Origin of the sequence: Ramlibacter sp. (genome assembly GCF_029866045.1) — a bacterium.
Taxonomy (GTDB): domain Bacteria; phylum Pseudomonadota; class Gammaproteobacteria; order Burkholderiales; family Burkholderiaceae_C; genus Ramlibacter.
In genome coordinates this window covers 1-15,066 of record NZ_JARXAB010000123.1, presented here as the reverse complement: position 1 = coordinate 15,066, position 15,066 = coordinate 1, and the positions used below count along the sequence as shown (strand labels likewise).

General features: G+C 67.3%; 16 protein-coding genes and 1 tRNA gene. 3 read left to right on the top strand and 14 right to left on the bottom strand.

Annotation, left to right across the window (positions count from 1 at the left end):
• Together QE494_RS13220 and cysM are read right to left on the bottom strand one after the other, a co-directional pair.
• Positions 1–521, bottom strand: a 521-nt coding sequence (locus tag QE494_RS13220) for an NUDIX domain-containing protein (protein WP_300043937.1), incomplete at its 3' end; no start/stop codon positions are given.
• 23 nt (positions 522–544) lie between these two features.
• On the bottom strand, positions 545–1,447 hold the full coding sequence (gene cysM, locus QE494_RS13215; protein WP_300043935.1) for a cysteine synthase CysM: 903 nt from the start codon (positions 1,445–1,447) through the stop codon (positions 545–547).
• A gap of 39 nt (positions 1,448–1,486) precedes the next feature.
• Here cysM and QE494_RS13210 point away from each other — a divergent pair.
• The 3 genes from QE494_RS13210 (at position 1,487) to QE494_RS13200 (ending at position 3,201) form a co-directional block, all read left to right on the top strand.
• Positions 1,487–1,571 (top strand) — tRNA-Leu (locus QE494_RS13210).
• 174 nt (positions 1,572–1,745) lie between these two features.
• On the top strand, positions 1,746–2,225 hold the full coding sequence (locus tag QE494_RS13205) for a hypothetical protein (RefSeq protein ID WP_300043933.1): 480 nt from the start codon (positions 1,746–1,748) through the stop codon (positions 2,223–2,225).
• A gap of 313 nt (positions 2,226–2,538) precedes the next feature.
• A complete protein-coding gene (locus QE494_RS13200) occupies positions 2,539–3,201 on the top strand; it encodes an RNA polymerase sigma factor (protein ID WP_300043931.1) in 663 nt (220 codons plus the stop codon).
• A gap of 27 nt (positions 3,202–3,228) precedes the next feature.
• Here the strand turns inward: QE494_RS13200 and sctC are convergent, their stop codons facing one another.
• The 12 genes from sctC to QE494_RS13140 all read right to left on the bottom strand — a co-directional run.
• Positions 3,229–5,358: a type III secretion system outer membrane ring subunit SctC gene (gene sctC, locus QE494_RS13195; RefSeq protein WP_300043929.1), complete on the bottom strand. Its 2,130-nt coding sequence runs from the start codon at positions 5,356–5,358 to the stop codon at positions 3,229–3,231.
• 248 nt (positions 5,359–5,606) lie between these two features.
• On the bottom strand, positions 5,607–6,203 hold the full coding sequence (locus QE494_RS13190) for a CesT family type III secretion system chaperone (protein ID WP_300043927.1): 597 nt from the start codon (positions 6,201–6,203) through the stop codon (positions 5,607–5,609).
• The gene (sctU, locus tag QE494_RS13185; RefSeq protein WP_300043925.1) at positions 6,200–7,261 is read right to left on the bottom strand and encodes a type III secretion system export apparatus subunit SctU; all 1,062 of its coding nucleotides are present in this window, start codon (positions 7,259–7,261) and stop codon (positions 6,200–6,202) included. Before sctU ends, QE494_RS13190 begins: the two co-directional genes overlap by 4 nt.
• A complete protein-coding gene (gene sctT / locus QE494_RS13180) occupies positions 7,258–8,085 on the bottom strand; it encodes a type III secretion system export apparatus subunit SctT (RefSeq protein ID WP_300043923.1) in 828 nt (275 codons plus the stop codon). Before sctT ends, sctU begins: the two co-directional genes overlap by 4 nt.
• 14 nt (positions 8,086–8,099) lie before the next feature.
• Positions 8,100–8,369, bottom strand: a complete 270-nt coding sequence (gene sctS, locus QE494_RS13175; protein ID WP_300043921.1) for a type III secretion system export apparatus subunit SctS — start codon at positions 8,367–8,369, stop codon at positions 8,100–8,102.
• A 7-nt stretch (positions 8,370–8,376) separates the two neighbouring features.
• Positions 8,377–9,024: a type III secretion system export apparatus subunit SctR gene (gene sctR, locus QE494_RS13170; RefSeq protein WP_300043919.1), complete on the bottom strand. Its 648-nt coding sequence runs from the start codon at positions 9,022–9,024 to the stop codon at positions 8,377–8,379.
• Complete coding sequence (sctQ, locus tag QE494_RS13165; protein WP_300043917.1) at positions 9,024–10,310, bottom strand: type III secretion system cytoplasmic ring protein SctQ; 1,287 nt, start codon at positions 10,308–10,310, stop codon at positions 9,024–9,026. Before sctQ ends, sctR begins: the two co-directional genes overlap by 1 nt.
• Positions 10,297–10,971 carry a hypothetical protein gene (locus tag QE494_RS13160; RefSeq protein ID WP_300043915.1) on the bottom strand — a complete coding sequence of 225 codons (675 nt, stop codon included), beginning with the start codon at positions 10,969–10,971 and terminating at the stop codon, positions 10,297–10,299. The genes sctQ and QE494_RS13160 overlap by 14 nt, the downstream gene beginning before the upstream one ends.
• A 1,016-nt stretch (positions 10,972–11,987) precedes the next feature.
• The gene (locus tag QE494_RS13155) at positions 11,988–12,500 is read right to left on the bottom strand and encodes a YscO family type III secretion system apparatus protein (protein ID WP_300043913.1); all 513 of its coding nucleotides are present in this window, start codon (positions 12,498–12,500) and stop codon (positions 11,988–11,990) included.
• Positions 12,501–12,519: 19 nt separating this feature from the next.
• On the bottom strand, positions 12,520–13,848 hold the full coding sequence (sctN, locus tag QE494_RS13150) for a type III secretion system ATPase SctN (RefSeq protein ID WP_300043911.1): 1,329 nt from the start codon (positions 13,846–13,848) through the stop codon (positions 12,520–12,522).
• Between the two features lie 154 nt (positions 13,849–14,002).
• Positions 14,003–14,644: an HrpE/YscL family type III secretion apparatus protein gene (locus QE494_RS13145; protein ID WP_300043909.1), complete on the bottom strand. Its 642-nt coding sequence runs from the start codon at positions 14,642–14,644 to the stop codon at positions 14,003–14,005.
• A partial coding sequence (locus QE494_RS13140; RefSeq protein ID WP_300043907.1) for a SctK family type III secretion system sorting platform protein occupies positions 14,614–15,066 on the bottom strand: 453 nt, incomplete at its 5' end. The genes QE494_RS13140 and QE494_RS13145, both read right to left, overlap by 31 nt.

The window sequence follows — 15,066 nt, the reverse complement described above, 5'->3', positions numbered from 1 at the left end:
AAATCGATGAACTGGGGCTCATGGCCGCGGCTGCGCAGCCACGCGGCCAGCGCCTGCCCGGTGCCCGCGCGCCAGCAGCGCACCTCGTCCAGTTCAAAGCGCTGCCACTCGGCCAACTCAGGCGAGAGCCGCACCTCCCCGTGGGCCACCGCATGGTAGGCCACGATCAGTTGGTTCATGCGCTGGAAGTCGTAGACGCCGACCAGGTCGAGGTGGCTGACCTCCAGCGCGGTTTCCTCGCGAATTTCACGCACGATGCCGGCTTCTGGCGTCTCGCCGGCCTCCATGAAGCCGGTGATGAGGGCAAACATCCGACCCGGCCAGGCCGCGTTACGCGCCAGCAGCACGCCACCTTCGTACTCGACGATCGCGGCCAGCACCGGCGTCGGGTTGTTCCAGTGCGTCCATGCGCAGGCGGGACACCGAAGCCGCTCGCACAGGCCTCCGTCCTCTTCGAGGGCAATGAGGGCCAGAGGCGTGGCGCACTGGGGGCAAAAGCGGGGAGCGGGGGGCGCAGACATGGCGGGCAGACGGCCAGGACGGCTCAGGCGGGAAACACGCCGGTGGACAGGTAGCGGTCGCCGCGGTCACACACAATGAAAGCGATGGTGGCGTTCTCGACCTGGGCCGAAATCTGCTGGGCCACCCAGCAGGCACCGGCCGCCGAAATGCCAGCGAAGATGCCCTCCTCCCGCGCCAGACGCCGGCACATCTCTTCTGCCTCGTCCTGGCTCACGTACACCAGCTCATCGACGTTTCGGGCATCGTAGATGCGCGGCAGGTATTCCTGCGGCCATTTGCGGATGCCGGGAATGCGCGATCCCTCGCTGGGCTGCGCGCCGATGATGCGCACCTGCGGATTTTTCTCCTTGAGAAAGCGCGACACGCCGGTAATGGTTCCGGTGGTGCCCATGGCACTCACGAAATGGGTGATGCGCCCACCGGTCTGCTCCCAGATTTCGGGGCCGGTGGTCTCGTAGTGGATACGGGGGTTGTCCTCGTTGCCAAACTGGTCAAGGACTCGACCCTTGCCCTCGCGCTGCATCTTATCGGCCAGGTCGCGGGCGTACTCCATGCCTCCGCTCTTGGGCGTGAGCAGGAGTTCTGCGCCAAAGGCCTTCATGGTCTGGGCGCGCTCGATAGAGAGGTCCTCCGGCATGATCAGGACCAGTCGGTAGCCCTTGATCGCGGCCGCCATGGCCAGGGCAATGCCGGTGTTGCCCGAGGTCGCCTCGATCAGGGTGTCGCCGGGGCGGATGTCGCCGCGCTCCTCGGCCCGACGAATCATGGACAGGGCCGGGCGGTCCTTGACCGAGCCAGCGGGGTTGTTGCCCTCGAGCTTGCCCAGGACCACATTGCTGCGCTGCCGATGGCCCTCGGCGCCGATTCGCTGCAGCGCCACCAAGGGCGTGCGCCCGACGGCGTCTTCGATCGTGGGGTACTTCATTCCGACACTGTGCCATAATTTTTGAGTTCGCTCTCCTTAGCCCGAGTGGTGAAATTGGTAGACGCAGGGGACTCAAAATCCCCCGCCGCAAGGCGTGCCGGTTCGATTCCGGCCTCGGGCACCACAGGCGTGAGCAGGGTTCCACCGGCTCCGCTGGGTTCCTCTGACAGGCGTGTAGGAGCAAGTCGCTTGATCGGTCCGTGCACCGCGCACTTCGGAACCATCATCCGGACCCGGTCACCCACGGGGCATCTTCGCTTTCAGTCGGCACCTGAGCAGTCTCTGCCCCCGAGCTCACATGAACAACATCTCCCACCAAGCCGCACATCCGAGCGCGCTGTTCCAGTCCGAACAAGCCGGAAACACGCCAAGGTCCCTGAGTGCGGGTGACCTGATCGTCTTTGATGGCGAAGCACTGCGCGTGGTCTCCGGCGGCTCCATGCAATTGCCCATCGGGCTGGTAGAGGTGGCGCATGTGCAGCGCTCAGACGCCGACACCGCGCATCACCACACCTCAGCCATCCGCGCCTCGGCTGGCGGCCTGGCTGGCGTCCTGGCTGGTGCAGCAGCGCAGACCGCTGACTCATCGCACCAAGGCGCAGCTGCCGAAATCGGGCTGCCGCCTGGCCTGGCACGCAAGCTGGCCGAGTACATGGGAGCGGTCCAGGGGCAGCCCTACCAGCTCGACACAACCCAGGTCGAGCTGATCGAGGGGTCTCGCAAAGCCCTCGAGACCTTCCAAGAAGCCGACCGCTTCATGGCCAAGCTCCGGGGCTGAACCCAGGCCCCAGGCCCCAGGCCCTTACCGGGCCTCCTCTCGGTCCCCATTCGCGCTCTCTTCGCGCTCTCTTCGCTCTTCCTTCGCTGCCCCCGCGCCCCTAGACGCGCCCCTCCCCGCGCCCTTCGCTCTCGCTTTGCGCAACCCTATGCGCCCCCTTCGCGCAGCGCACCCCACTGGCCGCGCCAACGGAGCTGCCACAGGCCCCGGCGCCGCACCGTCTGCACGGTCAATCCAGACTAAATTGAATACCTATTGACTAAATAATTACTTTGATGCACCGTTGGGCCTGAATTAACACTTTGGAGTTGATGTGAACGCCCGACCCCATCTTTCTTCTACACCGCAAGCCGCCGCCTCCCTCGGCCTGACCACGGTAGCGGCTTCAGGTCCGGGCACGGCCGCCTTCCTCCTCGGCGCAGAAGACAAGCCCGCACCCGCCAGCTTCCGCCCCTCGGACGAGGCCATTTTCCGCAAGCTCGTCCAAGACCACCGCCATCGCCTCTATCGTTTCGTCGTCAAGCACATCGGCTGGAGCAGTGACGCCGAAGACATCACCCAACAGGCCTTCGTCGAAGCTGCACACAGCTTTGCCACCTTCAAGGGCGAGTCGGAACTCTCCACTTGGCTCTACGGTATTGCGATGAACCTGGTGCGCAATTACCTCTCACGCGCCCCCCACCGCCGCTACACCTTCGAGGACGACGAGGTTCTGAACGAGACCGCCTCGCACAACCCCGACCCCAGCCGCCAACTTGAGCACAGCCAGGCGGTGCGCGCGCTGCAATCGGCGCTCGATGACCTGCCCCCGGAAATGCGTGACGTGCTGCTGCTGGTCGCCTATGAGGAGCTCAGCTATGAAGACGCGGCCATCATGATGTCCATCCCGGTGGGCACCGTGCGCAGCCGTGTGTCGCGTGCCCGCGCCACGCTGCGCAAGCGGCTGGCAGGCCAGCACATCGACTTCCACGGGTGACCTGCTAGAGCGGCAGACGCCTGGCCCCTACCGGTTGGGGCCACGCACGGGCGCCCGCGAGGATGAAGCGCCCGCGGCGCCGGCGCCGGCTGCCGAGGGTACAGCGTTCGGGGCCGAGTTCAGGGAAGGGCTAGCAGCAGCGTTGGGTCCAGCATTGGGTACAGCGTTGGGTGCAGGGGTCGGGGCAAACACCGCACCCGGTACAGCAGATGGCGGCGCCATGCCCAGGCCCACCAGCCGGGGCCGGATCAGGAACAGGCGCTCCCGCTTCTGGGAGGTGACCGAGCGGGTCGAGAACAAGGGGCCCACCACCGGCAGGTTGCCGAGCAAAGGCACCTTCTGCACCGCGTTGATGGCCTGGTCGGTGCTATATCCGGCAATGAGCAGGCTCTCGGTATGACGCACGATGGCCTGGGTGCTCACCGTGCTGCGACGCACCGTCGGTAGGGTGTCGATCTGGCGATCCTGAATCTGCCCATCTTCAATGTCGATGGCCATCTGAATGGCGGCCAGTTCCCCCTCGATCAGCCGGGGCGTGACGCGCAGGCTGGTGCCGGCGGTCACCGGCGAGACGCTGCCGAAGCGCTCACCCATCACCCGGATGTAGAAGGTCTCGGACAGGTCCAGCAAAGCGCCCAGGTTGTCGAGGGTGAGCACCGATGGCCGGCTTTGAATGCGGGCATCGCCCTGTGTCTCGAGCAGCCGCACCTGGGCCAGCAGCCGGCCGCCGGCGGCTGCCGAGAGCGTGCTCGCGCCGCCCGCGAGCGAGAAGCCGAAGGTGCCCTGCCCCGGCTGTGCGGAGGTCGCCCCATAGCCCAGGGCGAAGTTATCGCCGCTGATCGCCCAATTGATGCCCAGCTCACGCACCCGCTCACTGTTGATGTCGATGATCAGCGCCTCGATCTCGATCAGGGGAGTGGGCACATCCAACTGCGCGATCAGACGCTCGTACAGCGCCATGCGCTCGGGCATGTCCTGAATGATCACCGCGTTCAGCCGCGGGTCGGTCTGAATGGAGGGGGCGCGCACCTGAGCGTCGCCACCCACCTGAAGCGAGGAAGTCGGGGTGCTCGCCGGGCTGGCCAGGGGCACGCCAGGCGGCCGGCTGGCAAATGCAGCAGCACTGTCTGCTGGCCTTGCCGAGCCAGCGGTGCCACGGGCATCCGGCGCGTCTGAAGACGACTTGGGTTCGCCCGCCTGCGGGACTGAGGGCAGTACCGGCACTGAGGGCAGCGGCGCCAACCCGGACGGCGCAGCCGAGCCGCCAGCCTCCCCGCCGGCCTGCGGCGCGCCAGCCAGTGCACCGCCACCCAGCATGAGACTGCGCAGCACACCTGCCAGCCCGGGCTGCACCAAGCGGCGCTCGCCCTGCTGAATCACCCGGTCGTCCGCCGACGCATACCGCAAGCGATAAACATTCACTTGCTGGGCCGTGCTCACCGTAGGCATCTGGCGCAAGGCGCTCTCCACCCGCGTCACGTAGCCGGGCGGGCCGGAGACCAGGACCAGCTTCTGGGATGGGATCTCGGTCCAGCCAAAACGCGGGTCGACGACGCCGAGCTCCTGCAGCATCTGCCGCACCGGACCCAGGGCGGCCGGCAAGGGCAGGGCCCGCACCTGCTGGTCGGCACTGCGTCCCACATGCAGGGTGCCGCCATCGACATACCAGGCAAAACCGTACACCGAGCCCAGGCGCGTGAGGAACTCGCCCGGGTTGCTGGCACTGAACCGGCCATTGACCGTGCCCGCAAGCCCGGGCGCCAGGTCGAGGGCCAGGGAAAAATTGGTAGCGAACTCGGACAGCACAGCCGTGAGGCGCGCCTCGGCCGCAAAGTAGGTGTAGGGCGCGTCCGGCCAGGGTGGCGCTGCACCGCGCGCACCGCTGCCCGACGCCAAGCCCAGCCAGCCGCCGCCCTTGGTGGGGGTGCTCGCCGCAGCGGAGGCACCCGTGGCGGCGCCGCCGCCGGAGGCGCCAGGGCCACCGCTGACAGCCTGGATGTCACGGCCGACGACAGATCCACCACTGGCGGTGACGGGCGCCGTGACAGCCCCTGCACCGCCCGCTGAATTGGATGTGGGCTCAGGTACCGGCGCGGGTGGCAGGGTCTGCGCCACGGCCAGCGCAGAAGTAGCAGCCCAGGCGATTGCCGAGACCATGACCGAGATCGTTCGCGAGACTGTTCGCGTGATCGTGACCGCCTTCGTAGCCGAGACAATCACCGAGACCATTGCTGAGCCAAAGACCGAGCGGACCCATCTGGCGGATGCACTGGCCAAGCCCCAGGCCAACACGCGACAAGGCAGGAAATCAAGCGCAGCTATACGCACAGGCCCCACGGGCTCGACGGGCCCCATAGGACGCGCTGGGCGCATTGGACGCGCGGAGCTCAAAGAGGGTGCCCGCCTCATCCGCGCGACAGCGTGGCCTGACGCCGCGCCGCCTCCATGCGGGCGCTGCCCGTCCAGAAGGACAGCATGTTGACGAAGTCACCCAGCGCCGACTCCAGCTTGAACAAACTGGCGTCGGCGGCGACCTGCTGGTGCAGCAGCAGCCGACCCGCCTCCTCATCGAGGGCCAACCCGCTCTCGTGATCGCGCATCACCCCGGTCGCATAGCCAGCCAATGCCACCAGCAGTTCCTCGCGCGCAGGGCCGCTGCGATCAGCGACATCGAGCACCGCCGCGGACAGAAGCAGCCGGCCATCACTCAGGGGACGCACCTGCACCCGCCAGCGGCCATCAAAGCTCAGCCCTAACCGACCGTCGGGCAGCACCGAGCCCGGTGCCACCTGGTGCGCCACCATATAGGCGCGGAGCAGGGCCGGTACCACGGGGGCCATGGATCCGTCGGACCTTGCAGGGCTGGGGGCGAGCGGCCCCGGAGACACTGGGCCCGCAGAGAGCGGACTGGCAGACAAGCCCTTGGCAGACAGCCCGTTGGCCGATGGCGCCTTGGCTGCGGCAGCTGCGCCGGCCTGGCGGTTGGGGGGACGGTCATTCATTGCGGCTCCTCACCTTCCTCGCCTTGGGCGGCACGGACCAGCCGCAGGACCTCCGCCACCGGCGCGATCAGTTCTTCGGGAATATAGGCATCGACCTGGGCGGTCTCGAGCAGTGCCCAGGCCAGGGGAACGTTTTCCATCACCGGCACGCCGGCCTCACGCGCGGCGTGCACCATGCGGCGCGCCTGCGCCTCGCGCCCCTTCCCAGTCACCACCGGCAAGGGGGTGGACTCTTCCCTGTAGACGATGGCAATCGCCACATGGACCGGGTTGGTGACCAGCACCGAGGCCTCCCGGGCACGGTTCACCGGCTCCTCGTTAAGCATCTCCAGGTGGCGCTGCTTGCGCTCGCCCTTGATGTGCGGGTCGCCCTCGCTCTCCTTGAACTCCTGCTCGATCTCGTGCTTGCTCATCTTGAGCTGCTGCGCATGGTGATGGCGCTGCCAAAAGAAGTCGATGGCGGCGATCAGCCCGAAGCCAATGGACACCTTGAGAATCAATGACGTGAGCATCGCACCCATCGCCAGGGCCACGCCCACCAGACCGGCACGGGGGAGTGTGATCAGGCCAGGCAGAGCTGCCGCCACCACCATGTAGACGATGCCTGAGAGCAGCCCGATCTTGGCGCAGGACTTGAGAAATTCGACCAGCGTCCTCATCGAGAACATGTTCTTGACATTGGTCGCGACATTGAGTTTGGAGCCCACGCGGGAGAGGGTCTTGAACGTGAGCAGCATGCTCGTCTGGGACAACTCCACCGCCAAACCCAGCAAGATGACGATGAGCAAAAAGGGCATCATCAGCTGGGTTGACTCTTCCAGCAGACGGGTGATGACCGCGTTCACCGCTTGGTCGAAGTCCATCGTGAGCAGACCCATGGGGAAAATCATCATGTCGCCCAAGCGCTTCAAAATCGCACTGCCATCCGCCAGCATGTAGCCAAACAGCGCGACCACCAGCACGGTCTGGGTCAGGTCTTTGCTGTGCGGCACCTGCCCGTCATTCCGGGCATCGCGCAGCTTTTTGGCTGTGGGCTGTTCGGTCTTTTCGCCGCTCATGTCCCGGCCCCTCGCCATTGCTCGTGAAGCAGCGGCACGATCTCCCGCAGCCGCTCGATTTGCTCGCCGCCGTATTCGAACAGCGTCCCGAGGTAGAACAGCAGCAGCAGCAGGACGAGGGCGCTCTTGATCGGCATCGCCAGGAAGAAGACCTGCAACTGAGGTACCGCCAAGCTGATGAGCGCAAGCCCGATTTCGGCCAGCAGCATCGCCACGATGGCCGGCGCCGCCAGCAGCAGCCCCAGGTTCACCACCTGCATCAGCTGCTCGATGAAAAACGGCATGGACCCCGGCCGCAGCGTGGGCGTCCACTCGAACACCGGCCACAGCTGGAAGCTTCCGTACAGCAGGTCCAGCAGGATCAGGAACGCGCCGCTGATCAGAAAGAAAACGATGAAGGCCTGGTTGAAGAGAAGCCCAAGCGGTGAGCTGTCGTTGCCGGTGAGGGGGTTGAGCGTGGCCGAGATGCTGGCACCGCGCTGGTTGTCGATGAGAAAGCCCAGGGCCTCGAAGGCCAAGAAGGGAATGGCCAGCAGCGCCCCCATGACGAAGCCGACAAAGACCTCCTTGGCCACCAACATGACGAGGGCCAGCGGGTCCAGGGGCTGCAAGTGCAAGGCCTCGATGGCCGGCACCAGCGTAGGCGCCACCACCAGGCCCAAGACTGCGGCCACGCCCAGTCGCAGCATGGTCGGCAGCAGCTCCGCGTGGAAGATCGGAACCATGACGAACAGGCCCAGGGTGCGCGGCATGGTGGCGCCCAAGGCGAGCGCGAAACTCTCGAACTCACTGAGGCTGCGGATACCCTCGCGAACGCTGTCCATGCGCGCTCCCGCCCTCAGCGCCCGATCCCCGGCAGCGCCTCGAAGGCGCGCAGGGTGAAGTTGTACATCTCGCCGCCCATCCAACGAGCCGTCAACACGAGGGTGGCCATCACCGCGATCAGCTTGATGCCAAAAGACAGCGTCTGCTCCTGGATCTGCGTCAGGGCCTGGAAGAGGGAGAACAGCACGCCCACCACCGAGGCCACCACGATGGGTGGCAGCGAGAGCCACAGCGACAGGTAGAGCGCGTGGGTCAGAAAGCCGACCAGGTTTGCGGTGTCCATGCAGGGCTCAGACGTAGGTGAGAACCAGGCCCTGGATCAGCCGCGTCCAGCCATCCACCGCCACAAAGAGAAAAAGCTTGAGCGGCAGCGACACGGTGACGGGCGACATCATCATCATCCCCATCGCCAGCAAGATGTTCGAGACAATGAGGTCGATGACCACAAAGGGTAAGTAGAGCAGGAAGCCAATCTGGAAGGCAGCGGTCAACTCGCTCACCAGAAAGGCCGGCATGAGCACCAGAAAGTCGTTGGGTGCCACGTTTTGGGACAGCTCCGGTCCCCACATCCGCTTGGCGGTTCGCACAAAGAAGTCTCGGTGCTCGGCCCTTGTGTTGCGCTCAAGAAAGCCGCGCATCGGCTCGGCGCCCTTGCGGATCACCTTGACCATGCCGTCCACGCTGCGCAGCGCCGAGGGCTGCTCGGCCAGGGACTCGTACATGCGGTTGCCCACCGGGGCCATCACGTACACGGTGAGGATGAGGGACAGCCCGTAGATCACGATATTGGGCGGCACCTGCTGCACGCCCAAGGCGTTGCGAACCAGGTTCATCACCACCGCGATCTTCAAAAAGGAGGTAGTCACCGCGACCAGGGTCGGCAAAACGGCCAGCATGCCGAATGCGAGCAGGAGAACCAGGGGGTCGTAGGACTGCATCAGGCCTCCGTCGGTGGCATGGCGGGGGCCTCGACCAGCGGCTGCTCGTCGTCCGCGAAGTCGTCATCCGCCCGCCCATGGAGCGCTCCCGCGTCCCAATCCGAGGCGCCCGATGCGGTGGCGTCGTCTACGCCTGCGCCCGGCTCCACCCCGAGTTTGGCCACTTCGGCCAGCTCGGCCAGGTCTTGCGCCGAGAGCGAGCGCAGGACTACGCCCAGCCGGCCGTCAATGTCTACCAACTCGCCCAGACCCACCCGGGCTCCGTTGATGCGCAGTTGCACCGCTTCCGACAAGGGCCGGCCCAGGTCGAGCGCCTGGCCGACCTGCAGGCTTTCCAGATCGGCCAGGGTGAGGCGAAGCTCACCCACGTCGAAGGTCACGCGCAGCGGCACGCGGCGAAGCGAATCGAGCGGGGACAGCCCCTCGTGCTCATCATCAAAGCGGTCCATGGCGCCTCCCGTGTGTGCGTGGATGGCCGTGACCACAAGCTGCCCGGCCTGAGGCCGAGCCCGAAAGGTGAAGGTGCCCCAGGCCAAGGTGAATTCGCCGTCCGGTGCGAGCAGGGGCCGCTCGACCAGGATGGCGTCCCCGGGCTTGAGCTGAGCCCACTCCTCGGCACGCAAGGACGTGAACCCGATCTGGGCGTGCAAGGCGATGGGAAGAAAGCGCGCGGCCGCCAAGTCGGCCAGGGGGCCAAGAAAGGGGGGATGGTCCTTCAGGACAGAGGCCAGGCGCATGAGCCCGGCGGTTGTGGTGAAAAGCGTTCCTTCGAGCTGCGCGGCCTCGGACTTCAACTGCAAACGCCATGTTTCCTCCTGGCCGTATGTGACGGCAGGGGACGTTTCGATCCGCATTCCTTGCAACTCGCCCTGTCCGAGGTCGGCCAGTTGGGCAAGAACCGTTCGCACCGTGGTCTCGAGCACCGCGGCGAGAAAAGGCGCGGGCAGCTCGGGCAGGTCGAGGTCGGGGAAGGCATCGGACAGCCAGGCCTGCACGGCGGCGGCGTGCAGGGCCAGGGTGAAGGGCGCGTCACCCCAGCGCGCGGTCACGTACCAGAGATGCGCCTTGGCGTGCTCGGGATGGGACCCGGGTCCGGCATCTGATGGCGATCCACCAGCGGGCAGCAACGCGAGCTGCCAGGGGCGGCCGTCGAGTTGCAGGTCCAGGGCCTGCGCCCGCTGGAGAACGCGGTTGGCCGCACGGGCCTGCGCCGATGTGCGGCGACGCAGGCGCAGCGGGCCCACCCGCAGCCCGCTGGCAAGGGACGGCACCTCAGGCAGCGGCATGCAGGTACTCCGCGTCGTCACCACGTCCGGTGGCGGCGCCAGCGTCCGGGCCATCCGCGCGCAGCGTCACCTGCACCGGGCACCCCAGTCGGGACGCCATCGGCCCCAGCTCCCGCTGCGCCGCGGCGCGCAGCCGTCGGCGCGAGACATCGTTGCTGCAGACGAACTCCATCTGCATCTGCCCGGCGCTCATCTGCAGCACCACTTGCACGCCCGGGAGCAGGCGCGGGTCAATCTCCAGGCGAATCTGGTGCGCGCCGCTGGCGCCGGTGCCGGCGGCCATGCGCAGGGCCATGTCCTGGACCTGCCTCCACACCGCCTCGGCGCCGCCGGGTGCACCGGGGCTGGGCGCGGCGGGCGATGCGTTGGCCAGTGCGGAAAGGGGCAGCGGCAGGGGCGGCTGTGTGGGGGTCGCGGCCCCTCCCAGGGGGAACGCATCGAGCGGGTCTTTGGGCCGGCGGCTGGCAGACGCCAGCGGGTCGGTGCCGTGACCCATTTCACCCTGGTCAACAAGCTCGCCCCCGTCCCCACTGGGACCGCCTCCGCTGCTTTGTGGCAGGGACCCGGCGCTGGTGGCTGCGGCATTGAGCACAAGCGTGGGCGTAGCCACCAGCGCCGCGGGGACCTGCGCGGTCGACAGGCCTGCGGCTGACTGGGCCAACTGTCCTGAAATTTGCCCCGGAACTTGCCCGAGCGCAAGCGCCAGGCCTTGGACTTGCGCTTGCGCTCGGGCAAGACCCAGGCCGCCCGGGTCGGACCGACTGCCTCCCAGGGTGCCAGGCTCCGTCCCGGCGGGAAGGTCTGTGACCACCCGGAGAGAACCTGGCGCTGGCACGGGCTCTCCCTCTGCGGTGAGCCCCGCTGCAAGCGATCCCGCTGCAGCACCACCCGCTGCAGCGCCACCCGTGGCAATCAGCCCCGCTACGGAGGATGCCGCTGGCGGCGGTGATGCGAGCGGAGTGGACGGGCCGGCTATCCCCTCGCTCGTCGCGCCTGCGCCAAGCGAAACGACAACAGTGCTTCTCGGGTCGGTCCTCGCCGCCACATCCTGCAAGAGCGCTGGCAAGGGTGCTGCGAAGGGCCCTGCCGAGGGCGCCGCTCCCAGCGGGGAAACACCAGAACCTACCGCAGAACCCGCCGAAGGATTGGCAAGACCTGCCCCTAGTTCAGCCGCCCCCACACCGTCGCTTGCGCCGGCACGACGCAGAGCGACAGTCGATAGCGCGGCACCCGAACCCGAACCCGAACCCGAACCCGAACCCCCACCTGATGGCGAGTGAGGCGGCGAGGCGCCAAGGGCGCCTTCCGCCAGACGCTCGGCGAGGTGGTCCGCGAGTGCCTGCAGGTCCACCCCCGGGGCGATCTTGGCGCTGGCATCACGGTCTGCGGCATACCGCGTCGCGCCCGCCGGTGAAAGGCCCGCCTCCACCGACCACTCGTCCACCGCCCCGAGGGCAGCGTCAACCGCGTCTCGGTTGAGCGGGCTCGGGTCAGACGGCGTGTTGGGCTGCTGGTTCGGCCGAGGGCTCCGCGGCGTGCTCGGCTGCGACAGCGCACGCTCGAACCGGCGCGCGCGGTCTGCCAACTCGCGCGCATCGGTGCGGTTCGCGGGCGCGGCGGAGGCAGCCCCCGACGAGCCATCGACCGGGGCGCTGCCTCTGACTAAAAGCTCGGGCTTCATGGGGTCTCCTGTTCTTCCTGTTGTCGCTCGCGCAGGACCCGCCCACCGCGGATCTCGGCCACTTCCTCGAGCTCGAGCTCCTCCAGTCGGTCCGCCTCCCAAGCGGCCTCCTCCGTCGCCTGCCTGGTGAGCTCGACAAAGCGCTCTTTCACCTGCAGCGACTGGCTGTGCTCTGTCCTTCGCTCGACCAGCGTCTGTGCCTGTCTGTGGCGCTCGGCCCGCGCCTGTTCCAGAGCCTTTTCGTGGTCGCGCTCTTGCAGCCGCATTTCCTCAATTTCGAGGTGCACGTCCTGGATGGCCGACAGGCGCACCACCCGGCTGCACAAGTCGTCGAACAGCGCACGCTCGCGGCGCTCGGCTTCGCTGCGGTGGTCCTCGAGCTGGCGCTGGCTGGCCTCGGCGCGGGCCTCAGCGCGCTGCAGCACCTGGCGCTGGCGTGTCACCGCCAGCGCCGCGCGGGACTCGCGGAAGGCCTTGATCGCCAGAATCTGACCCAGCATCTTGGACATGGGCCGCTCCGATCCCGTCTCAGGACCCCACCAACTCACGCAGGCGCGCCAGCGTCTGCGAAAAATCGGCGACGTCGTCGGTGCGCTGGCGCAGGAACTGGTTGATGAGATCCTGCTTGTCAATCGCCTCGTCGGTGGTCGGGTCACCGCCGCGCTGGTACTCGCCGATCTTGACCAGCAACTCCACCTCGGCGTACTTGGCCATCAACTCGCGCAAGCGCCCTGCGGCGGCCCGGTGTTCAGAGCTCACCACATGGTGCATCACCCGACTGGCCGAGGCCAGCACATCGACCGCCGGGTAATGGTTGGCGGAGCCGAGCTTGCGCGAGAGCACGATATGCCCGTCGAGGATGGAGCGGGTCTCGTCGGCGATCGGCTCGGTCATGTCGTCGCCCTCGACCAGCACGGTGTAGAGGGCGGTGATCGAGCCCTTGTCGTTCATGCCCACCCGCTCCATCAGGCGCGGCAAGGTGGCAAACACGCTGGGCGGAAAGCCGCGGCGTGTCGGCGGCTCGCCGGCAGCCAGGCCGATCTCGCGCAGAGCGCGGGCAAAGCGGGTCACGCTGTCCATCAAGAACAGCACCTTCTTGCCCTGGTCGCGGAAGTACTCGGCAATCGCAGTGGCCACATAGGCCGCCTTGGCTCGCTCCATCGAACTGCGGTCCGAGGTCGCGCAGACAATCACCGCGCGCCGGCGTCCCTCGGGCCCGAGCTCGTGCTCCAAGAACTCACGCACCTCGCGACCCCGCTCACCGATCAGGGCCACCACGGTCACATCCACCTCCGCGCCCTTGACCAGCATGCCCATCAGGGTCGACTTGCCGCCCCCCGCAGCTGCGAAGATGCCCATGCGCTGGCCCTCGCCGCAGGTGAGCGTGGCGTCGAGCACGCGCACGCCCAGCGGCAGGGGCTTGTCGATCAGCCGCCGGGTCAGCGGGTCGGGGGCGGGCGCCATCACCGGGTAGAACTTGTCGGCCTTGATCGGGCCAAGCCGGTCGGCGTCCATCGGCCGGCCCAGGCCGTCGAGCACCCTGCCCAGCAGGCCCCAGCCCACCGGCACCATGTGCGTCTGCCCGGTCGGAATGACCTCGGTCGAGCCGCTGATGCCGGTCATGTCGCCCAGGGGCGTGAGCAGGGCCGAGTCCTTGGCGAGGCCCACCACCTCGGCCTTGATCTCGAAACCGTCGTCGGGGTTGCGCAGCACGCAGACCTCACCCACCTTCACATGGGGCACCACGGCCTTGACGATGGTCCCGACCACCTGCACCACCCGGCCCTTGATGCGCAAGGTGTGCAGGTCCTGCAGGGCCATGCCCATCATGTCCATCACGTAATCAAACTGCCGCATGAACCCTGCGCCTTATGGCGCATCGCTCCTTGTCAATGTTCTTGTCAATACCGGGGTCAATGTCCTGCCTGGTGCTCGGTACGTAGATATCGGTGCGTGGTTCTTGGTGCTTGGTGCTTGCTGATGGGTATCGGCTCGGTGATTTGGGTTCACATCAGGTGCGGCTGCCCAGCACCCGCTCGAAGGCCTGGCGCAGCGCCTTCATCTGGGTCTCCAGGCTGGCCTCCACCACACCCACTTCGGTCTCCAGCACACAGGCGTCCCCTTCCAGCCGGTGGTCGGGCACCACCTCGATCACATCAATTCCCGGAAACTCCTGCTTGAGCGTGTCGATGCGTTCCCGCACCGCCGCGACCTCGGCAGGCGCAAGCCGGACCGTGACCTGTTTCTGGCTGCGCGCCACCGCCAGGACATTGCGCACCGTCATGAAAATCCGTTCACGCTCGTCGTAGCCGTGGATCACGGTGCGCACCGCGTTCATCACCAGGTCGACCATGCGCCCTTCGAGCCCCGAGAAAAACTCGACCTGCCGGGCGACGTTCTCAATCAGGCGCTCGGCCGCATCGAGCCGGGCCGCTTCCTGGCCCTCGGCATAGCCGCGGCGCTTTTCCGCTTCGTAGGCCTCCTGTGCCTGGCCAAGCACCAAGTCGGCCTGTGCCGCTGCGGCGGCGATCGCCTGCTGGCCATCGGCCAGCACCTGCAATTCGTCGGCGCGCAGAACGGTGCTGCCCGGGCGAACGTGCACCGCCAGCGCGCGAACGGGCTTCAGGGGCTCGCGGGGAAGAGCGAAAGCCATGGGGCGTCCAGTTCATGAAGCAGGGCCCGCGCCAGGGCGAGCGCCCGTCGGGGTTCATCCAATCCGGCGGGCAAGGGCTCGCGCCCCACCTGCGGGGGTAGGCGCAGGTGGCCGCGCCGCGTCACGGGCGGTGATGCAGCCTCAAAAGCACGTGCCAGCACTTCGGCGCCCCATCGCAGGGTTTGGTCGGACACCGTGGCCGCGTCCACCCGCAGTGCCGGCGCCCCGCCGCCACCGGCCCACAGACGAGGCGCCTGCCGGCGCACAAATTCGAGACTGCCTGGGCCTAACTGCTTTTCAAGGGCGGCCAACTCGGCACGGGCAATCACCTGCCGGATGGCGGGCCCGAGGAGCACCAGGCCGGCGTGGCGCTGCAGCGAATCAAACAGGTCAGCCGGCGCCGCGCACAGGGCCAGGGCCGG